Origin of the sequence: Terribacillus halophilus, assembly GCF_900101385.1 — a bacterium.
Lineage (GTDB): Bacteria > Bacillota > Bacilli > Bacillales > Amphibacillaceae > Terribacillus > Terribacillus halophilus.
The window spans coordinates 413449-434380 of sequence record NZ_FMZB01000002.1 but is presented as its reverse complement, the minus strand read 5'-3'; the positions used below and the strand labels follow the sequence as shown (position 1 = coordinate 434380).

The window sequence follows — 20932 nt, the reverse complement described above, 5'->3', positions numbered from 1 at the left end:
TCCAATTCATGTATAAGTTGCCGGAGGATTTCATATTTGGAGGAGCAACAGCAGCCTATCAAGCAGAAGGCGCGACAAAGGAAGGCGGTAAGGGAGCGGTAGCCTGGGATGAATTCCTGGAAAAGCAAGGGCGCTTCAGTCCGGATCCAGCCAGTGATTTCTATCATCAATATCCTGAGGATATCCGGCTTTGTGAAAAGTTCGGTGTTAATGGTATCCGTATTTCCATTGCTTGGACAAGAATCTTTCCTGATGGGACGGGTGCGGTGAATCAAGAAGGAGTGGACTTTTACCATAATCTTTTCGCTGAGTGTAAGAAGCGAAATATAACAGCTTTCGTTACGCTGCATCATTTCGATACACCGAAGAAGTTGTTCGATAAAGGTGATTTTCTGAACCGGGATAACTTGGATGCCTTCGTCGACTATGCGGCTTTCTGCTTTAAGGAATTCGGTGAAGTGCGTTATTGGAGCACATTCAATGAAATTTATCCGGTGGCAACGAACCAGTACTTACTCGGGACCTTCCCTCCATCCGTAAAAAGTGATTTCTCGAAAATCATCCAATGCTTGCATAATATGATGGTCGCCCACGCTCGTGCCGTCAACTTGTTCAAAGATAACAATTATCCTGGTGAAATCGGGGTTGTGCATTCATTGGAAACAAAATATCCGGCAACTGATTCTCCTGAGGATCGACATGCAGCTTTTCTGGATGATGCGCTGTCGGTCCGCTTCCTCTTGGATGCTACATATCTCGGATACTATTCAGAGAAGACGATGCAAGCACTCGAAGAAATTGCTGAAGCGAACGGAGCGACCTATGAATTCCTTGATGAAGATTTCGAGATCATGAAAAAGGCATCCCGGCGAAATGATTATCTTGGAATCAACCACTACCAATGCCACTTCGTCAAAGCGTATGATGGCCAGACGCAGATTCATCACAATGGAACAGGAGATAAAGGGACTTCTGTTTATAAAGTGAAAGGAATCGGCGAACGCATCTACAAAGAAGGGCTGAAACGCACCGATTGGGACTGGCTCATTTATCCGGAAGGCATGTATGACATTCTTGTGCGAATAAAAGAGGATTATCCGCATTATAACAAGATTTATATTACCGAAAACGGGATGGGTTACAAAGATGAGTTTGAAGATGGAGTCATCATGGATGAGGCGAGAATCGATTATCTCAAAGTCTATCTGGAAGCAATCGGCAAAGCGATAGAGGATGGCGTGAATGTAAAAGGCTACTTCCTCTGGTCCTTGATGGATCTCTTCTCTTGGACAAACGGCTACAATAAACGCTACGGTTTGTTTTACGTGGATTTTGAGACGCAAAAGCGTTATCCGAAGGCTTCTGCTTATTGGTATAAGCGCCTGAGCGAGACAAAGATGATTAATTGATGACTTGCACGGCGGACGCTGTTTGCCGTGCCTTTCCAATAATATATTGAAAGCGTTTTAGGAGGTTTATTATGACAAAAGAATCATTGCAAATGCTAGGTTTTGAGATTGTTGCATATGCCGGGGATGCTCGCAGCTCATTGATGAAGCTGCTGCGAGAAGTACGTGCGGGTAACTTTGAGAATGTGGAAGAGGAACTGAAAAGTGCTGATGAAAATCTTAAATTGGCTCACAATGCACAGACGCAGATATTGGCTGATGAGGCAGCAGGAAAGGAAATGGATATCGGCTTCATCTTCATCCATGGTCAGGATCATCTGATGACAACATTGCTTCTTCGGGAGCTCGTACAGGACTTCGTCGAGCTCTACCGCAAAACGAGCTAAGGAGGAGGAAGTGGGATGAAAGGGATTATTGGACAAATTGAAAAAGGGAAACCGTTTTTCGAAAAGGTTTCCCGGAATATTTATCTGGGTGCAGTGCGGGATGGCTTCCTGACGGCGATGCCTGCTATTCTATTCGCCAGTATTTTCATCCTTATGGCAGCTTTACCGGAAGTATTAGGATTCGCCTGGCCGGAAAGCGTCTCGACATGGCTGTGGAAAGTATATAACTATTCCATGGGTGTGGTGGGCTTGCTTGTTTCTGCTACTACAGCAAGAAGCTTGAGTGAGTCCATGAACCGAAAGATGCCGAAGAACAAAGTAATCAACTCGACATCGGTAATGCTGGCGTCGATCGTCGGCTTCATGCTGTTGAGTGTTTCGCAGATTGATGGAGGGTTCTCTGCCGAGTACATGGGAACCAAAGGTTTATTAGCATCGTTTGTATCCGCTTTCATAACAGTTAATGTCTATCGTTTCTGTGTGCTGAAGAATATTACCATCAAAATGCCGAAAGAAGTGCCAGGCACTATTTCGCAGACATTCAAGGATATGTTCCCATTCGCCTTCTCAGTCCTTGGTGCGGTGATTATTGACTTGGTCGTTCGTACAACGTTGGACGTGCCATTTGCCGAAGCGCTTGTTAAGCTACTTTCTCCGTTATTCACAGCTGCCGATGGTTATTTAGGTATTATGATCATCTGGGGGATGATGGCGTTCTTCTGGTTTGTCGGTGTACACGGACCATCCATTGTGGAACCTGCCATTGCAGCTATCATTTACGTAAATGTCGAGGCAAACCTTCAGCTTTATAATGCAGGAGAACATGCATCCAATGTACTGACAGTAGGACTTGGCAACTTTGTCGGAACAATGGGCGGGACAGGAGCCACACTTGTCGTTCCATTCATTTTCATGCTCCTGGCAAAATCCAAGCAACTGAAAGCGGTAGGCAAGGCTTCCTTCATACCGGTCAGCTTTGCGGTGAATGAGCCATTGCTTTTTGCTGCGCCAATCATCCTGAATCCGTATTTCTTCATCCCGTTCCTGCTCACACCGATGATCAACGTATGTATCTTCAAGTTCTTCGTCGACGTCATCGGCATGAACAGTTTCATGTACGTCCTGCCTTGGGCTACACCGGCACCGATCGGACTTGTACTCGGAACCGGAATGGGTTTATGGTCGTTTGTGCTCGTGCTGACTTTGATCGTCGTCGACTTCTTGATCTACCTGCCATTCTGTAAAGTATATGATAAAGAACTAGTCATGCAGGAAGCGCATAACGCGCAGCTGGAAGCTGCTGCAGCAAGAACACAACCAGCAATGGCTGCAGCAGGAAGCGACATCGCTGCAACGCAAGCAGCAGAACCAGGATTGACCACAGTATCCAATGAAGTCAAACCGACTAACGTCCTTGTCCTTTGTGCTGGCGCGGGAACTAGTGCTATGCTGGCCAATGCATTGACAGAAGGCGCAGAACAATTCAGTGTACCGATTACTGCAGCTGCTGGCGCGTATGGTTCCCATTATGAAATCATGCAAGATTATGACATGGTCATCCTGGCACCACAAGTCGGATCGTATTTTGAAGATATCAAAGAAGATACGGATCGGCTTGGTATCAAGCTGGCGGCAACAAAGGGTGCAGAGTATATCAGTTTGACGCGCGACCCGAAAAAAGCAGTGGATTACGTTATCGATCAGCTTAAATAATTGCCCTCAAAAAAGGAAGCTGGGACAAACCCTGTAAAATAAAAACGAAAGATGTGTTCTTCTCCGAGGATTAGGAAAAGAACACATCTATTTATGTTAGTTTCTTGATTATACAAGCGAAAAAAGGATACGCTCTGTTAAGGTTAAAGCGCCCTAACCATAGCAAAGGGGGAAGCCTTATGTATATTTCCCTTTTCAATTGCTTTTATAGTAAATGCATTTTGTTATTGGTTTAGTACTTCATTAATAAAGCGCAAGCGGTGTAACCTGCTCCGATAGACCAAAACACAATGTAGTCACCTCTGGTCACTTTTCCGCTTTCCACTGCTTCATTTAAAGCAATAAAAGGGCTGCTTGTTCCGGTATAACCGTATGTATCACCAATGATATAGAACTTATCAAATTCGTTTTCCTCGAGGGAATTCATCATTTTTTCCATTGCTCTAATAGAAACCTGCGTACATAAATATTGTTTTACATCTGATAGATTGATATTATGTTTTTCTAATAAATCAGTGATTTGCGTCGGAGCATAATCAAATAGTGGGCCGGAATGAAGTTTTCCCCACTTAAATAGCTTGTCATCATTAGGAACATCCTCATCAAGGATATTTGATAGTCCGCATGCGGGAAATACCATTTCTTTGTAGTATTGTGATTCGGTATTATAAGAGGCATCCAAGACACCAACATCCTCTACATTGACTTTCTCCAAGATAATCGCACATGAAGCATCACCAAAACCGCCATATGTAAATGGATCGTTTTTTTCAGCATAATGATACATTCTTTCTGCTCCAACAATAAGTGCATATTTAGAATCTGGATTGGCCAGTAGCGCTTTGGAAACTTGATCCACAGAAACAACCATGCCTACACAGGCTGAATTAGCATCATATACCACTGCTTCACGTTTCCCCTGTATCTCATTATGGATGATTAAAGCGTTTGGCGGGAACAAATATTCTGGGGTTCCAGAAGAAAATACGATAATATCTAAATCTTCTCCTGATAGATTGGCTTTTTCGAGGGCTTTTTTTGTTGCTTCCACACCCATTGATAGTGTTGTTTCCCCTTCTTCGGAGATGTAACGATTTTCTCTTCCAATATCTTTTAGGAAGTTCCTTACTTTCTCTTCGTCTTGACCTAATGATTTAAAGTGCTCTATATATACTTCATTGTTTATTTTTCTTTTTGGATGATAAACGCCGATTTCTTTGATGATTACACTTTGTTGCATTTTTGTATGCTCCCTTACAGTCAAATAGACTACCCCTTAAAGTAGTCTATCTGTTTCTTACTATCCGCTTAAGATATGATTACTGTTCTGATAGTGAGTACGCTTCATCGATTGAGTCTACAAACACGCCATTGAACTGAGCGGATCTAGCAACTCTAGCCAACTGCATTTTAGCGGCAATATCTTTTGGATTTACCATTATTACTTTCTTGAAACCGCTACTCATGTATAGTTCGTAGCTCTTAGTCAATACCGGAAGAATCTCTTGATGGAATGTTTTTAATTCTGTCGAGTCAATAATCAGATTAATCGTTGAAGGAGTTACCTTTGATACTGCATCCTGGTAAATGGAAACAAACGAACCGGCTTTATCTTTCTGAGCAAAACCAGAAAATTTAATAACCAAAGCGTTATTTTCATCATCCTTCTTAATTTGTAAAATGTCGCTTTCATGAATAACTGCCATAATTAATCTCTCCTTAGTAGAGGTGCATGTATACAAAAATTATATCATTACAATCTGTTAAAGTAAGTCAGTTTTGGTAAATTTTTGACTAAATATTCCTTCATCATCCATTTTTCACCTCTTAGGGTCAAAAAAAAGTACAGAGATGCCCTCTGTACCTTAAATTAGAAGTATATGAACCACTGCTTAATCTTGCAATCCTAAAAAGGACTCCTGCTTACCGTTCGCATGGTTAAAGCAGATGATGGATAATACCATTGCAAGCGGGAATTTAAATGCCACCTGTTAACTTTCCCCGCAGTCATCCTGCATGTATGGAAAGAATCGTTGAATCATTAATGCTCTCTCCTCCGTATCATTTGCAGCCTTCTTATTCCATTGTAAGAGCCTCCAATGAATCGAGAATATGATCAATCAGATTCGGCAGATCCTCCATTTGATTCTCATTGATTTTCCGATCAAAACGTACTTCCACTGTATTTTGGTAATGCTTTTGCTGTTTATCGTATACAAACTGCAGCGTTTGTTCCGGGCGGGTTGGCGGAGTCCATATTTGCGTCAGGATGGATTCGATGACAGGACACTCCGTTTCGGGATCCTCTACTGTTAAATAGAAGAAAAGACGCAATGTACAGCCAGGATTTTTATCCGGTATTTCCATGATCTCATCAGCTAAATCACAAAGAGATGCCTCCAGACAGATTTCAGCGGTCACTGCCGCGTTTTCTTGCAAGGTGAAACCGAGCCGGAATTCACGTGACATTGCAGCCATTTCCATCCGGTCGTGACGGGAGACAATGGCAATCTCATTGTCCAGATTATCCAAATCATATAGCTGATTCTCGAAAGCCACTTTCAAGTTATCGAATATAGTAGGATCAAACATCATACAGGACCTCGCTTTGTTTATATGAGAAAACTCTAGCACAAGCCAGATATAGAAACAATCTTTACCAAAGGGTGCTAGTAAAAACATTGGGTATTCGTTACAATTTTATGGAAGACAAATGAGGTGACGAACGTGTTTAAAATACTATTGATCGAGGACGATAAAAGTCTCTTTGAAGAAATTCAGACGCGGTTGACGCAATGGTCTTATGAAGTGCATGGTATAGATGATTTTGGCCAGGTGATGGAAAAATTCTCGTCAGTACAGCCGGACCTGGTACTGATTGATATCCAACTGCCAAGTTATGATGGCTTCCATTGGTGCCGCATGATACGGGCGCATTCCAATGTGCCGATCATCTTCCTGTCCTCTAGGGACCATCCAATGGACATGGTCATGGCGATGCAGCTCGGCGGAGATGATTTTGTCCAAAAACCATTCCATTTTGAAGTTCTTATCGCAAAAATCCAGGCTATCTTACGCCGCGTGTACAATTATAGTACCGATACCGTCAAGCTGAAGACGTGGAATGGTGCGACAGTCGATTTCGAGAAAAACGAAGTGGAAAATGATGCGGGCAAAGTAGAATTAACGAAGAACGAGATGTTTATTTTAAAGCTTCTGGTTGAGCAGAAAAACAAGATTGTCTCTCGGGAGAAATTGATTACGAGTCTATGGGATGATGAGCGTTTCATCAGTGATAATACATTGACCGTTAATGTGAATCGACTCCGAAAGAAACTGGATGATATCGGCTTGGGGCAGCAAATTGAAACGAAAGTAGGACAAGGGTATTGTGCGCTGGAGGCGGCAGATAAGTTATGATTGGGCAATTTCTTCGGGATAAAGTGAGCTGGATTGGTATGTTCGTCCTGCTCTCCTTATTGCTGTTATTAGTGGCTTATGTGGATACGACAATTCCGTTCAATTCTATCTTGTACATATTATTGCTTTTCTGGTTGTTGCTCGTGGTCTTCCTGTTCATCCGTTACCATCGTGAAACACGTTATTATCGCGGATTGAAAGATTGGGAGAAAAGTCTGGACGCGTCAACATTGCCTGAACCAGACCGAACTTATGAGTACATCATCCATGATAGCCTTCAAGAACAAGTAAACTTCTTAAATAAGACTTCCACTGATCGTCAGGAGTCATTGGAACGGGAGAAGGACGAACTGCTTTCCTGGATTCATGAAGTGAAAACACCGTTGACTGCGATGCAGCTGATCATCGAACGTATCGAGGATGCAGCATTGAAACAACAGCTAACGTATGAATGGTTGCGTGTACACATGCTGTTGGACACGCAGATTCATCAAAAGCGTATCACCTTTATAGAAAATGACTTATTTATAGAAAAGATTGATTTGCATGCTGTCATCAGCCAGGAGATACGCACCTTGCGCTCATGGTGTATGCAGAAGGGGATCGGGTTCGATTTGGACTTGGAGGAAGATGTGGTGCTGAGTGATACGAAATGGCTCACATTCATCTTGCGTCAGCTGTTATCAAATGCAGTCAAGTACAGTGAAAACAGCGACATCCATATTGGAAGTGAGAAAATCAATGGTCATGTGCGAATCAGTATCCAGGATCAAGGCATCGGAATTGATGCAAAAGACTTGCCGCGTATTTTTGATCAGGGTTTTACTTCCACTATCCAGCATGATAAGGCTGCCACCGGTATGGGCCTCTATCTGACCAAGAAAGCAGCAAAACCGCTTCGGATCAAAGTGGATGTATCTTCTCATCTGGGAAAAGGTACATGCTTTACACTTACTTTCCCGAAACGAAACGATATGGTCGGAATGACTGGCGTGTGACAGGATTGTCACACGCTTTTGCTCGTTTGTTAGCTGAAAAGCAGGAGCATATGCTAGGGCATCCGTATACTTGAGGTAACAAATCACATAAAGAGGTGCGAAAAGATGGGTATTCTAGAAGCGACAAGAGTCCAAAAGAATTACGGGAATAAATTCAATAAACAGGAAGTACTTCGGGGTGTCGACCTTAGTATCGAGGAAGGAGAATTCGTCGGCATCATGGGTTCATCCGGATCTGGTAAGACGACATTGCTGAACGTCCTCTCTTCCATTGACCGTGCAAGCGGCGGAACGATCCTGATCCAAAACAACGAGATTACAAACATGAAAGAGAAGCAGCTTGCTGAATTTCGTAAAAATCATCTTGGATTCGTATTCCAAGACTATAATCTGCTTGATACGCTTACAGTGAAGGAGAATATATTGCTTCCGTTGTCTATCAAAAAAGTGCCAAAGAAAGAGGCAGATCGCAAATTTGAGGAAGTAGCTAATCAGCTCGGTATTATGGAATTGCAGAACAAATATCCAAGTGAAATCTCCGGTGGTCAAAAGCAGCGGACATCTGCAGCTCGTGCATTCATCCATGAGCCAAGCATCATTTTCGCAGATGAGCCGACGGGTGCACTTGATTCAAAATCGGCATCCGATCTGTTGAACAAGCTCGGTTCATTGAATGCAAATCGAAAAGCAACGATCGTTATGGTCACACATGACCCAGCCGCAGCCAGCTATTGCAGCCGCGTCATCTTCATCAAGGACGGTCAGATTTATACACAGCTGAACAAAGGTCAGCAGGAGCGCCAAGCCTTCTTCAAAGACATCATGTCCACACAAGGTGTACTCAGCGGGGTGCAAAATGAGCATTAATAGTCTGATATTCAGAAATCTGAAGAAAAACCTGCGTAACTATTATCTTTATGTGTTTGCCCTGATTTTCAGTTCCGGTTTGTACTTTGCCTTTGTCACCTTGCAATATGACAAGGCGATGGATCCGGTGGAAGGCTCGGTAAAAGGTGGGGCGGGGATCGCCACTGCTTCTGTACTTCTTCTCTTTATCGTTGCTGTATTCTTGCTGTATGCTAATACCATTTTTATCAAACAGCGCAGCAAGGAAATTGGTTTGTTACAGCTGATTGGTATGACAAAAAATAAGATTTTCAATATATTGAGTGCAGAAAACGCCATTCTTTATTTCGGCAGCCTCATTTTCGGAATCACTTTAGGGTTTATCGGTTCGAAGCTTTTAATCATGGTTCTGTTTAAGGCTACTGGTGTGGACGGGATCGCTTCTTTAACCTTTTCCTCGAGGGCTTTGCTGCAAACTCTAATCGTATTTCTATGCATCTATGTGCTGATCATGTTGATGAATATACTCTTCATCAAACGCCAGACAATTCTTTCATTGTTTCACGTGAAATCAAAAACAGAAATGACAGCACGGAAGCTATCAGTCTTTCAAGTTATCATCGGTATTTTTGGGATTGCATTGATTGCAGTGGGTTATATTGTGTCAGGAAAATTATTTGATGGTGATTTTACATCGATGAAGGAATTATTCCTAGTCATGTTCTTTATCTTGTTTTCTGTCATTCTGGGAACATACTTGTTCTATAAAGGTTCTGTCGCCTTTTTGGTGAGCCTTGTCCGGAAGCAAAAAGGAGGCTATTTGAACATCAAGCAGGTTCTGTCTCTGTCCTCCATTATGTTCCGGATGAAGTCCAGTGCCACGCTGCTGACTATCATCACGACAGTATCTGCGTTAGCCATCGGACTGCTTTCCTTGAGTTATATCACGTTCTACTCCGCTGATAAAATGGCTTATAACCATACAGGTGGTGCAGATTTCTCTTTATTGACAGAAAAAGATGCCGAAGCCTTCCGTCAGGCAATGGATGATAATAATATCGCTTATACAGAAGACGAGGCAGAAGTGTACACCGTACAGCTTAATATTGAAAACATCTTGCAAACCGAGCTGGATTTGAACTTTGATTCCTCTATGATGGATACAGCTGTGATCAGCGAGAAGGTAGCAGGATTGGATGTAGCTCCGGATGAGCTTAAAATGACGGGTTATAATGAGCTGCTTCAGCGTTTCATGTCTCTGAAGGACAAAGGCGACGTGGTTGTCCATGGTCAGGAAAAGGAAACAAAACTGTATTATACCGGCTTGGAGGATGAATATCAGATTTCCAACTATTACACCATGGGTGGTTTGCCGACAATGATAGTCGACGATACCCTATTCCAGGAGCTGAAGCAGGATATCAATCCAGATCTGAATCAAGGCTATCACTGGTATTTCGGTTATACAATCGAAGATGATGACCAATTGGAAAAGGCAAATGATATATTTAATGATTTAAATTTAGAAGCAAAGGATGACAGCGCATCCAGAATCGACGTTGCTAAAGAACAGAAATCGACGATGGGCTTGGCGTTGTTTATCGTAGGATTCCTAGGCCTGACATTCTTGATCACATCTGGCTGTATCCTTTACTTTAAGCAGATGGATGAAGCGGAAAGTGAGAAACCGAATTATACAATTCTCCGTAAACTAGGCTTCACAACGGCTGATCTTCGACGCGGTATCCAGCGCAAACAGCTATTCAACTTCGGTATCCCGCTTGTCATTGGACTCTTGCACAGCTACTTCGCTGTCCAATCCGGCTGGTTCTTGTTTGGCTCGGTCATGCTGACACCGATGATTGTCGTGATGGTGATCTATACAATCCTGTATTCGATCTTTGGCATACTATCAGTTGTCCACTACAACAAGGTAATCAAACAATCGCTTTAAACTATGGGGCTGCTTAGCGGCCCTTATTACTTGGAGGCAAGTAATATGTCGATCTACCAATTGATCTATCGCAATACAAAAAGAAATATACGCCACTATGGACTTTATTTTTTTGCTCTTGTATTCAGCGTTGGACTGTATTTTGCATTTCTGACACTGCAGTTTGATGCTTCTATGGGCTCAATCGAAGATTCGATAAAAGTCAGTGCAGCAATAAAGGTAGCCTCCATTATGCTGTTGTGGATTGTAGCCGTTTTTCTTATCTATGCCAATCGACTTTTAATCAATCGCAGATCGAAGGAAATCGGTTTGTACCAGTTGGTCGGAATGGCAAAGCGCAGGATAGCTTTTATGCTGGCCATAGAAAATGCAATTTTATATTTGGGGAGTTTACTTTTGGGGGTCTTTGCAGGGTATTTGGAATCCAAACTGCTCACAATGATTCTCTACAAATTGACAGGGCTTGAAACCATTGCGGAACTGAATTTTTCCACTTTGGCGTTAAGATGGACCATTCTTGTATTCAGTTTACTCTACTTATTATTGATGATCATAACTAGTTTCCAGATAAAGAGGCAGACCTTGCTTTCTCTTTTTCTTGTACGAGATACTTCCGAAACGGCTGGGAAGCGCATTACCTGGTGGCAAATGATAATCGGTATAGCTGGAATGCTCTTTATCTTATTCGGATACTATTTGTCTACAAGGCTGTTCAGCGGTGACTTTGATGCTACGAATGAGTTGATGGTGCAGATGCTGATCATCCTGACATCCTGTATTGCCGGTACATATCTTTTCTTTAAAGGGTCCGTTACGTTCCTCCTGGTGCTTTTTCGTAAACGTAAGGGTGGGTATCTTTCAATTAAGCAGGTACTTTCATTAGGGAGCATCATGTTCCGGATGCGGACAAATGCTTTCTTGCTCACTGTCATCACCACAGTGTCTGCACTGGCAATCGGATTTCTATCGCTGGGTTATATTACGTACTATTCTGTAGGCAAGGATGGAGATGCGCTGACTGCCGGAGCAGACTTTGTCTTTCTCGCAAAGGAGGATGCCAATACATTTGAACATGTGCTTAACGAATCAGGCATTCAGGTACAGACAAAGGAAACGTCAACACTAGAGCTGAGTGCAGATTTGACTGGTATACTTGCGAAGGGTGCAGGTATTACAGCGGAGCAGCAGTTCTTGGTTATACCAGATAGTCAAGTAGGCATGGATCTGTCGGGTGGACAGATGGTACTAACAGGTCAAAGTGATCGATTAAAGCGCTCGTTGAAGTTCCAGCCCGGAGAGGTGCACTTTTTAGGAGAAGCCGAACGTACCCTGGAATTGGTAGACATTCATGACACTTACCAAGTACCTTCATTCCTCTCCTTTGGTGCTCCAATTGGCATTTTAAATGAAGCGGATTATAGGCAGCTGCAAGAGCTTCCTTCTGTCATATCACAATCCTTTATTAAAATAATTGTACAGGATGATAGGGATAAAGTGGGTGCTGCTCGGTTATTCCAGAAGCAGCAATTTGAGGACAACGCTGTTTCAAAAGAGTTATCAGAGACTCAGCAGAAGATGCAGATGGGACTGTATTTGTTCATCGTCGGATTCCTTGGTCTGGCATTCCTCCTTACATCTGGCAGCATTTTGTATATCAAGCAGATGGATGAAGGTGACAGCGAACAGCAAACTTACACCGCTCTCCGCAAGATAGGCTATACCAAAACGGATCTAAGAAAAGGCATCGTACATAAACAGCTTTTCAACTTTGGCATCCCATTACTGATTGGCTTGTCACATAGTTATTTCGCTGTGAAGTCTGGCTGGTTTTGGTTCGGTTCATCTCTATGGATTCCGATGCTGGCTGTAATGGTTGTTTATACACTGCTATATTCCATATTTGGTGCTCTGTCTGTGATTTATTACAAGCAGGTCATTACAAGATCCCTCTAGGGCAGTCAGCAGACTGTCCTTTTTGTGTGTCAGCATTGCTGCGTTTTCTGCGTATTTGAAAGGGTATAGGGTAAAGGGAATGTGATACATACTAGTGCTAGAAAAGGAGGATAATCAAATGAAAATATTGATGATTCTGCTTGGGGCAATTTTCATACTCAGCGCATGCGGCAATGACGAACAGCAAACGCAAGATAGCCAAGGTGCCAATGAAATGGAACATATGCAGCATGATGAATCGGGAGAATTACCGGAGGGCCTTAAGGAAGCAGAGGGTCCGAAGTTCCCGCCTGGGAGCAAAGCAATCATCCAAGCCGATCATATGGAAGGAATGAAAGGTGCAGAGGCAACCATTATCGGTGCATTTGATACGTATGCTTATGAAGTCACATATACACCAACGAATGGTGGCAAGCATGTTGATCACCATCGCTGGGTCATCCAGGAAGAGCTGAAGGAAGCGGATGAGCAGCCGCTTGAGCCCGGAATCGAGGCGACGCTTGAGGCCGATCATATGGAAGGAATGAAAGGTGCCACAGCAATTGTAGAAAAAGTGGAAGATACGACCGTGTATATGGTGGATTACAAGTCGACTGCTACAGGGGAAGAAGTAAAGAACCATAAGTGGCTGACCGAGGACGAGTTGGCACCTACGGAAGATAGCTCCGATTAACGGGGCTATTTTTTTTTGAAAAAATTTACTTTACAAAACGTAATCGTTACGATAACATACAAAACGTAATCATTACGAAATTTAATACATATATATAGAGGCTGAAGGAGGAATACGGATGAGAAAGTTTTTATTAAAGACTACGGGGGTAGCACTACTAATCTTGCTGCTTGCAGCATGTACGAATAATGCCGGTTCGGAAGGGGACAAGAAGCATCTGACCTTCGTTTATAATTTCGCGACGAATTCCTTGGATCCGAATGTGGATTCCAGCTATGTACCTTTGCGTGCCGGTATGACAGAAACATTGGTGCGTTTGAATGAAGAAACGTTAACGATCGAACCGTGGCTGGCTGAGAGCTGGGAAGGCACGAATGAAGGAAGGGAATGGACGATCAAGCTTCGCGAAGGGATCAACTTCCAGAATGGTGAACCGATGGACGCAGAAGCGGTGAAAGCATCATTGGAGAGATCCTTGAAGGATAATGTAGCCATCCAGAACGCCTTGAAAATTGATTCTATCGAAGCAACAGATGATAGGACGTTGCAGATCACGAATACACAGGCATTTCCTGAATTCGTATCAGAACTTGTAAACCCAAATGTATCCATCATTGATGTGGAAGCAGGCGACTTTGTGAATAACCCGATTGGGACAGGCCCTTTCAAACTGGAATCCTTCACGCCTGGCAGCAAATTAGAGCTTGTTCGGAATGAGGATTATTGGGATGAAAAAGCAAAACTTGATTCTGTGACATTCTCCTTTAACGAAGATGCGAATGCGCGCTCCTTGGCATTGGAATCTGGCAATGCGGATGTTGTATTCCGTCCGGAAACGGAAAGCATTGAGAGTTTGGAAGCTAAGGATGGTGTGAAGGTTGAATCGACGGAAACCTTCCGTGTGCACCAGCTGACGATGAATATGGAGCGGGAAGCTCTTAAGGATGTGAATGTTCGCCAGGCATTGGATGCCTTGATCGATCGTGAAGAAATTGCAGATTCCGTGTTGCTAGGATATGCGGAGCCGGCAAAAGGTCCGTTCCCGGAATCCTTGCCATTTGCGCCAAGTTACAGTGAACATGAAACCGGAGAAGATGTAGCAAAGAAATATCTTGAAAAAGCTGGCTATTCCCTAGTGGACGGCAAGATGCAAAAAGACGGAAAGCCGCTTGAACTTACGATGCTGACTTATTCCGCTAGGGCCGATCTCCCATTGATTGCACAGATCTTCCAATCCGATGCGAAGAAACTGGGCATTGACGTAGAACTGCGTCAAATCGAGATTCCAGAAGAATACATGGCAGCAAATCGGGATTGGGATCTGGCCACTTATAGTAACCTGACGGCACCTCGCGGGGATGCAGGCTATTACTTGAATGCCACGTATCATCCAAATGGGGCTTTGAATTTCAGCGGTGCAGATGAACCAGAGCTGACGAAGATCATCGATGAATTAAATGTAACAGTAGAAACAGATAAGCGTGCAGAACTGGCCGAAGCGGCTGCCAACTTTGTGGATGAAAATCAAATCAATTCATTCGTGATTTATCCAGACACGCTCGTTGCTTACGATGAAACGAAAGTGAAGAACTGGGTTACAACAAGAAGTGAGTACTACATGATTACAAATCAATTGGATGTGAAGTGATGGTTCGTATTATTGGGAGACGATTGCTGGAGGTTGTGCTGTTTGTTTTATTCGTCACTTTCTTCAGTTTCCTTTTCCTTCGCCTTGCACCAGGTGATCCGGCACTTACCATCCTGAATGTGGATGAACTGAATGTAAGCCAGGAGCAGGTGGATGCACTGAGGGAGGATATGGGTTTCAATGATCCATTACTTGTTCAATATGGGAAGTGGCTGTTGGATTTCATTCAACTTGACTTTGGCAACTCCTATATTACGAGTCAGCCGGTTTTGGAGATGCTGCTGACTGGACTTCCGGCTACATTGGAGCTGACCATTGGTTCCTTGATCGTCATGCTGCTGGTCGCGATTCCTTTGGGCTCCCTTTCTGCTCTGTATAAGGATAGCTGGATCGACCATATCAGCCGTTATTTTTCCATCATCGGTGCAGCAGTTCCAAGCTTTTGGCTTGGGCTTATCTTGATTGATATGTTTGCGGTGAGGCTGAGCTGGTTCCCGACAATGGGACGTGACAGTTTGCTGTCCCTTGTGCTGCCAGCCGTGACATTGGGACTTGCCATCGCGGGTGTTTATGTGCGGCTGCTCCGTTCCAGTCTGCTGGACTCTTTAGGTCAGGAGTTTGTCCGTGCCGCGAGAGCGCGCGGCATATCGGAAAGGCGCATTTTCTTCTCGCATGCTTTCCGGTATAGCTTGCCGCCTGTCATCACCGTATTCGGTGTCAGCTTGGGCAGCTTGATTGGCGGTGTCGTCGTGGTGGAAGTATTATTTGCTTATCCTGGTGTAGGAAAGCTCGTCGTTGACTCTATCCGCCAGCGTGATTATCCGCTGATTCAAGGCTATATCGTCCTGATGGCGGCTATCGTCTTTGTGGTGAATACATTAGTGGATCTATCATATCGCTATGTAAATCCTGAACTCCGATTAAAAGAAAGGAAGCTCAGCTAGATGAGTGTCATAGCTCTTTCCCCTAAAAAAATAAAGAAAACCAAGATCTGGCTGATCAGTGCGCTTTTGGTCCTGTTATTGGCAGTGGTGGCATACACGTTTCTTTACTTGAAGCACGATGCCACGATGACAGATGTCGGGAACCGATTAGCATCTCCGTCATGGGAACACCCGATGGGGACGGATCATTTGGGACGGGATGTGCTGACGCGGCTTTTGCTCGGATTCCGTCTGACTGTCGGCTACAGTTTGATTGCTTTGGCAGCAGCAGTTATCATCGGTGTACCGTTCGGTCTGCTTGCTGGGTTGAGAGGAGGATGGCTTGATCGGGTATTCATGCGAATTGCTGATGGCTTCCTTGCTTTCCCGGATACAGTGATTGCCATTGTACTAAGCGGCCTTCTGGGACCAGGTATCGGGAATTTGCTGTTTGCCATCGTTCTTGTGAAATGGGTCAACTATGCCCGGATGGTACGCAGTACAGTGCTGACGGAAGTACAAAAAGACTATATCACCATTGCCAGAATCAATGGTCTTTCTACATTTACGATCATGCGCAGACATTTGCTGCCGCATATTATCGGAAATGTCCTCGTTCTGGCCAGTTTGGATTTTGGTAAGATCATTTTGCTCATTTCTTCGCTTTCTTATATCGGTCTTGGGGCACAGCCGCCAACACCAGAGTGGGGAGCCATGCTGAATGAATCCAGACCTTACTTCCAAGCAAATCCGGAGATGATGGTTTATCCTGGACTGGCAATCGTTGTGGTCGTGTTAGTGGCAAATGTCCTTGGTGACTATTTACGGGATAAATTCGATGTGAAAAAGGAGGTGCAGCCATGATTTTATCGATCAAAGATCTAACCGTATCGCATGGGGAGAAAACGATTGTCGATCATGTAAGTCTAACAATCGATAAAGGCGAATGGTTTGCCCTCGTAGGTCAAAGCGGCAGCGGGAAAACGATGCTGTCACAAGCGATTGGTCAGCTGCTCGGACCTAATTTAAGAGCTTCTGGTAGTGTGAACTACCAAGAGAGCAATATCCTTGCGTGTTCAAAAACGGAAATGAATCAGCTTCGAGGAAAGGCGATCAGTTATATTTTCCAGGACTACCACGGCTCTTTCACGCCATTTCTGACAATCCAGCAGCATATGGATGAGTATTTGCAAACACATGGTGTAAAAGAAAAGCAAAAGCGTAACAGTATGGCAAAAGAGGCATTGGAATCGGTTGGCCTGGACGCCGGCTTTGTTAAGCGGTATCCATTCCAGCTGAGCGGTGGCCAGCTGCAGCGTGCATCTATAGCGCTTGCACTTCTCTTGGAACCTGATATTCTGGTTGCCGATGAAGCAACAACTGCACTTGATAGTGTATCTGCGCACAGAATACTGTCCTTGCTGCAGGAGCTTCAGCAGAAGACAGGCTGTGCGATCCTATTCATTACACATGATTGGCGCCATGTTGTTCGTTATTCTGATAAGATTGCGGTTATGAAAGATGGGAAAATCATTGAAGTCGGAACAAAGCAAAAGCTCATCCACCAGCCGGAACATGCGTATACGAAGCAGCTGATCCAAGCTGCCCCGACATTGCCCTTGCGCGTCAGGGAGGTAAGCAAGTCATGACCGTTATCGAAATCAATAATCTGAAAAAAAGCTATCATCCTGGCAAACTGGCAGTCAATGATGTGTCTCTTTCCATTGCCAAGGGTGAAAGCTTAGGTTTGGTAGGAGAAAGCGGATGCGGCAAAAGTACACTGGCTCGTTGTTTGTTAGGCGTGGAGAAGGTTGATGGCGGCTCTATCATATACAATGAGAGATCTCTTGCGAATGCCAGTCGGAAAGCTCTAAGAGACTATCGCCGGAACGTGCAGACAGTCTTCCAAAATCCAACTGCTGCCTTGAATCCGAAGTTGAAAATCAAAGATTCACTGCTGGATCCGTTTTTGCAATTTCAGGATGAGCTTCAGTTAGAGCATTTCCACTTCTCTTCCAAACAAGCTTTTGTCGAGCAGCTGCTCGAAACAGTGGAACTGCCGAAGGAGCTTGGTGATCGTTATCCGCATGAACTGAGCGGCGGTCAAAAACAGCGTGTGACGATTGCGCGTGCCATCAGCATAGAGCCTAAGCTAATCGTTCTGGATGAACCAACAGCAAGCCTTGACGTCCTTTCACAGGGAGCAATATTAGAGCTTCTTGCTTCCCTCCAGGAAACACTCGGTATGTCATATCTGTTCATCTCCCATGACCTGGCTGCTGTCCATCAGCTGTGTCAGCGTATTGCTGTAATGAAAGATGGCGAAATACTGGATGTATTTCAGAGAGATAACATTTATGATAATAGCCGGCATGATTATACAAAGGAATTGATTAGCATATTTTAAGCGGATACTCCTTGGTGAAGAGCATCCGCTTTTTCTTATGCTTCAAACTGTTCAATCAAATTCTCCAAAGACATCTCCCCAAGATTACCCTCCGGCCGCTTCCGGACAGCAACTGTCTTGTTTTGCATCTCGTTATCTCCGACGATTAGCAGATAAGGAACTTTCTGCTGTGACCCTTCCCGTATTTTCAATCCGATTTTCTCCGAGCGGTCATCAACGGATACCCGATAGCCTGCCTTTTGAAGTTCCTCGCCAACGGCCCTGGCATAATCCGCATGTGCATCACTGATTGGTAAGATACTTGCTTGGACAGGTGCCAACCAGAACGGGAAATCTCCAGCATAATGCTCGATGAGTATGGCCATGAAGCGTTCGATGGAACCGTAGATGGCACGATGGATCATGATCGGCTGTTTGCGGCTGTTCTCTTGATCAATATAGCTGCAGTCGAATTTTTCCGGCATCTGAAAATCAAGCTGCACCGTGCCGCACTGCCAGCTGCGTCCAAGGCTGTCGAGAATGTGGAAATCGATTTTCGGTCCATAAAATGCACCATCCCCGGCGTTCACTTTATAAGCAGTGCCTTGTCGTTTAAGTACATTCTCCAGGGCTGCTTCGGCTTTATCCCAAACAGCAGGTGAGCCCATGAAGTCTTCTGGACGAGTGGAGAGCTCCACTTCATAAGAGAAGCCGAATAGGCTGTAGAAGTCATCAATCAAATGAAGGACTTTTTCCACTTCTTGTTCAATTTGATCTTCACGGACGAACAGATGCGCATCGTCTTGTGTGAATGATCTGACTCGAAGCAGCCCGTTGAGTGAGCCGGACAATTCATGGCGGTGCACCAGCCCCAATTCGGCATAACGCATAGGCAAGTCCCGATAGCTGCGGAGCTTGCTGTTATAAATCAGCACAGCACCAGGGCAGCTCATCGGTTTGATGGCATAGCGCTGATTATCCACTTCTGAGAAATACATATTTTCGTGATAGTGATCCCAGTGGCCGGACTGCTCCCAAAGCTGCTGCTTCATCATGATTGGTGTCTTGATTTCATCGTATCCAGCTTGCGCATGTTTTTCTTTCCACAGTTCCTCCAGTTTATTGCGCAGGACCATTCCCTTTGGCAAGAAAAAAGGCATGCCTGGTGCTTCTTCCATGCTCAGGAATAACTCGAGCTGCTGACCTAGTTTACGATGGTTCCGTTTTTCTGCTTCTGCTTGTTTGTTCATGATAATTCCTCCTTTGAATATAAAAAAGACCACAATCCTCCCGTGATCGGGACGATTATGGTCGTGGTTCCACCCAAATTTCCGCCAATTTTTGGCGCTTCATTCGTGATAACGGTTTTACCGATAGCGGATACTGCTAGTTCCCCGCTATAGCTTGAAGGTGGTAATTCAAATCGTTCTCCTGCAGGGCTCTCAGCCGGTGACCCTGCTTTCTGTCAGGAGAGGGAGGATTTGAATCATGTCCTTCGCATCGCTTTTTCGCTATAAAATTGTAAACAAAAAGACCGCAGTCATCCCGTGAAGGGACGATTGCGGTCGTGGTTCCACCCTAATTCCATCAGCGCGTTGCTGATGCTCCAAATTGCGATAACGGTCTTCCCGATTACGGATACTTGAGTTTCCCCGTAATAGCTCCAAGGTGGTAATGCATCTGCTTTTCTGTGAAGGTTCCAGCAATTCCTTCACTCTCTGAAAGAAAGAGGCGCGTGCATCTTGTCCTTATCAATGCTTCTGTTTTGTTGTATGCTCATTATACAGATACTGGATACAGACGTCAAACGGAAATGAGGAATTTTTATGAAGAAGCCGATTGAGGCGGCAAAAGACTATATTGACACTGCCCATCCTGATTGTGATGGCGCTTTGCTTGCGGGAAGTTGTGCCAGAGACGAGGCTACCGCGACATCCGATTTAGATATCATCATACTGTATGCAGGCAAGAATAGCGCCTATAGGAGATCAGTTCGTTTCCGTGACTGACCGGTCGAGGCGTTCGTCTATACAGGTGATGCGTATATCGATTTCTTTAGCAGTGATGCAATGCGTGGAATTCCATCCTTACCAAGAATGGCGAGTGAAGCTATTGTCTTGAAAGCATCTCCTGCTGTTGATGAGATGCAAGCTCAAGCGAGACGGGTTCTCGCCGCCGGACCTTTGCCTTGGAGTGATCAGATCATACAGCACCACCGCTATATGATCACGAACTTGATTGACGATTTTTTGGACAAAGAGGAAGACGGGGAAGCCTATTTTCTAGCTAACAGCATCGTTCATGACCTGGCAGTCTTCACGCTTCGCACAAGCAAGCACTGGATAGGTTCCGGCAAATGGATGTTCCGGGAGCTCCATGATTTGGATCCGGAATTGGCGAGTCGGTTTGAACATAGTTTAACAGCATTTTATCAGTTGCATGATAAGCGAGCCATGGTTCAGCTAGCAGATGAGTGCTTGAAGCCGTTCGGTGGTCGTTTATTTGAAGGCTATTATCTGGGTTGAGGAAGAGAGGTCAGTAGAATGGTTTGAAATGGCGCAGCTAAGAAACGAAGAATCTTTTTTGCAATTGGTATCTATTCCAGCGATGCAGACTAAAACCA

At 44.4% G+C, this 20932-nt stretch carries 20 protein-coding genes and 1 other annotated feature; of the genes, 16 read left to right on the top strand and 4 right to left on the bottom strand.

Features of this window, described 5'->3' with window-relative positions:
• The first annotated feature begins 8 nt into the window (after positions 1 to 8).
• From lacG to BLQ53_RS05410, 3 genes are all read left to right on the top strand, one after another.
• Positions 9 to 1409 (top strand): 6-phospho-beta-galactosidase, encoded by a 1401-nt coding sequence (gene lacG / locus BLQ53_RS05420; RefSeq protein ID WP_093726253.1) that lies wholly within the window; start codon positions 9 to 11, stop codon positions 1407 to 1409.
• A 71-nt stretch (positions 1410 to 1480) separates the two neighbouring features.
• The gene (locus BLQ53_RS05415; RefSeq protein WP_093726252.1) at positions 1481 to 1795 is read left to right on the top strand and encodes a PTS lactose/cellobiose transporter subunit IIA; all 315 of its coding nucleotides are present in this window, start codon (positions 1481 to 1483) and stop codon (positions 1793 to 1795) included.
• A 15-nt stretch (positions 1796 to 1810) separates the two neighbouring features.
• Complete coding sequence (locus tag BLQ53_RS05410) at positions 1811 to 3508, top strand: PTS lactose transporter subunit IIBC (protein ID WP_093726251.1); 1698 nt, start codon at positions 1811 to 1813, stop codon at positions 3506 to 3508.
• A gap of 232 nt (positions 3509 to 3740) precedes the next feature.
• Here BLQ53_RS05410 and BLQ53_RS05405 read toward each other — a convergent pair whose 3' ends face one another.
• The 3 genes from BLQ53_RS05405 to BLQ53_RS05395 all read right to left on the bottom strand — a co-directional run bounded on the left by BLQ53_RS05405 (position 3741) and on the right by BLQ53_RS05395 (position 6100).
• Positions 3741 to 4748 carry a ketoacyl-ACP synthase III gene (locus BLQ53_RS05405; RefSeq protein ID WP_139180845.1) on the bottom strand — a complete coding sequence of 336 codons (1008 nt, stop codon included), beginning with the start codon at positions 4746 to 4748 and terminating at the stop codon, positions 3741 to 3743.
• 79 nt (positions 4749 to 4827) lie between these two features.
• The gene (locus BLQ53_RS05400; RefSeq protein ID WP_093726249.1) at positions 4828 to 5214 is read right to left on the bottom strand and encodes a hypothetical protein; all 387 of its coding nucleotides are present in this window, start codon (positions 5212 to 5214) and stop codon (positions 4828 to 4830) included.
• 370 nt (positions 5215 to 5584) lie between these two features.
• Entirely contained in the window at positions 5585 to 6100 is a 516-nt protein-coding gene (locus tag BLQ53_RS05395; RefSeq protein WP_093726410.1) for a hypothetical protein, read from the bottom strand.
• Between the two features lie 135 nt (positions 6101 to 6235).
• Here BLQ53_RS05395 and BLQ53_RS05390 point away from each other — a divergent pair, with 135 nt between their 5' ends.
• From BLQ53_RS05390 to BLQ53_RS05340, 11 genes are all read left to right on the top strand, one after another.
• On the top strand, positions 6236 to 6928 hold the full coding sequence (locus BLQ53_RS05390) for a response regulator transcription factor (protein WP_093726248.1): 693 nt from the start codon (positions 6236 to 6238) through the stop codon (positions 6926 to 6928).
• Positions 6925 to 7926, top strand: a complete 1002-nt coding sequence (locus BLQ53_RS05385) for a sensor histidine kinase (RefSeq protein WP_093726247.1) — start codon at positions 6925 to 6927, stop codon at positions 7924 to 7926. Before BLQ53_RS05390 ends, BLQ53_RS05385 begins: the two co-directional genes overlap by 4 nt.
• Before the next feature lie 105 nt (positions 7927 to 8031).
• Complete coding sequence (locus BLQ53_RS05380; protein ID WP_093726246.1) at positions 8032 to 8793, top strand: ABC transporter ATP-binding protein; 762 nt, start codon at positions 8032 to 8034, stop codon at positions 8791 to 8793.
• Positions 8783 to 10726 carry an ABC transporter permease gene (locus BLQ53_RS05375; protein ID WP_093726245.1) on the top strand — a complete coding sequence of 648 codons (1944 nt, stop codon included), beginning with the start codon at positions 8783 to 8785 and terminating at the stop codon, positions 10724 to 10726. The genes BLQ53_RS05380 and BLQ53_RS05375 overlap by 11 nt, the downstream gene beginning before the upstream one ends.
• A 45-nt stretch (positions 10727 to 10771) precedes the next feature.
• Complete coding sequence (locus BLQ53_RS05370; RefSeq protein WP_093726244.1) at positions 10772 to 12679, top strand: ABC transporter permease; 1908 nt, start codon at positions 10772 to 10774, stop codon at positions 12677 to 12679.
• Positions 12680 to 12797: 118 nt separating this feature from the next.
• Positions 12798 to 13352, top strand: a complete 555-nt coding sequence (locus BLQ53_RS05365; protein WP_093726243.1) for a YdhK family protein — start codon at positions 12798 to 12800, stop codon at positions 13350 to 13352.
• A gap of 118 nt (positions 13353 to 13470) precedes the next feature.
• Complete coding sequence (gene nikA, locus BLQ53_RS05360; RefSeq protein ID WP_093726242.1) at positions 13471 to 15000, top strand: nickel ABC transporter substrate-binding protein; 1530 nt, start codon at positions 13471 to 13473, stop codon at positions 14998 to 15000.
• Entirely contained in the window at positions 15000 to 15944 is a 945-nt protein-coding gene (gene nikB / locus BLQ53_RS05355; RefSeq protein ID WP_093726241.1) for a nickel ABC transporter permease, read from the top strand. The genes nikA and nikB overlap by 1 nt, the downstream gene beginning before the upstream one ends.
• Positions 15945 to 16787, top strand: a complete 843-nt coding sequence (gene nikC, locus BLQ53_RS05350) for a nickel transporter permease (RefSeq protein ID WP_093726240.1) — start codon at positions 15945 to 15947, stop codon at positions 16785 to 16787.
• A complete protein-coding gene (locus tag BLQ53_RS05345) occupies positions 16784 to 17572 on the top strand; it encodes an ABC transporter ATP-binding protein (RefSeq protein WP_093726239.1) in 789 nt (262 codons plus the stop codon). The genes nikC and BLQ53_RS05345 overlap by 4 nt, the downstream gene beginning before the upstream one ends.
• Positions 17569 to 18330 (top strand): ABC transporter ATP-binding protein, encoded by a 762-nt coding sequence (locus tag BLQ53_RS05340; protein WP_093726238.1) that lies wholly within the window; start codon positions 17569 to 17571, stop codon positions 18328 to 18330. Before BLQ53_RS05345 ends, BLQ53_RS05340 begins: the two co-directional genes overlap by 4 nt.
• Positions 18331 to 18365: 35 nt before the next feature.
• Here the strand turns inward: BLQ53_RS05340 and thrS are convergent, their stop codons facing one another.
• On the bottom strand, positions 18366 to 19559 hold the full coding sequence (gene thrS / locus BLQ53_RS05335) for a threonine--tRNA ligase (protein WP_093726237.1): 1194 nt from the start codon (positions 19557 to 19559) through the stop codon (positions 18366 to 18368).
• A 298-nt stretch (positions 19560 to 19857) separates the two neighbouring features.
• Positions 19858 to 20073: a binding site (T-box leader), on the bottom strand.
• A gap of 62 nt (positions 20074 to 20135) precedes the next feature.
• On the opposite strand from thrS, the gene BLQ53_RS05330 reads away from it, so the two are divergent.
• On the top strand, positions 20136 to 20318 hold the full coding sequence (locus tag BLQ53_RS05330) for a nucleotidyltransferase domain-containing protein (protein WP_093726236.1): 183 nt from the start codon (positions 20136 to 20138) through the stop codon (positions 20316 to 20318).
• A 60-nt stretch (positions 20319 to 20378) separates the two neighbouring features.
• On the top strand, positions 20379 to 20834 hold the full coding sequence (locus BLQ53_RS05325) for a hypothetical protein (RefSeq protein ID WP_093726235.1): 456 nt from the start codon (positions 20379 to 20381) through the stop codon (positions 20832 to 20834).
• The last annotated feature ends 98 nt before the right edge of the window (positions 20835 to 20932 follow it).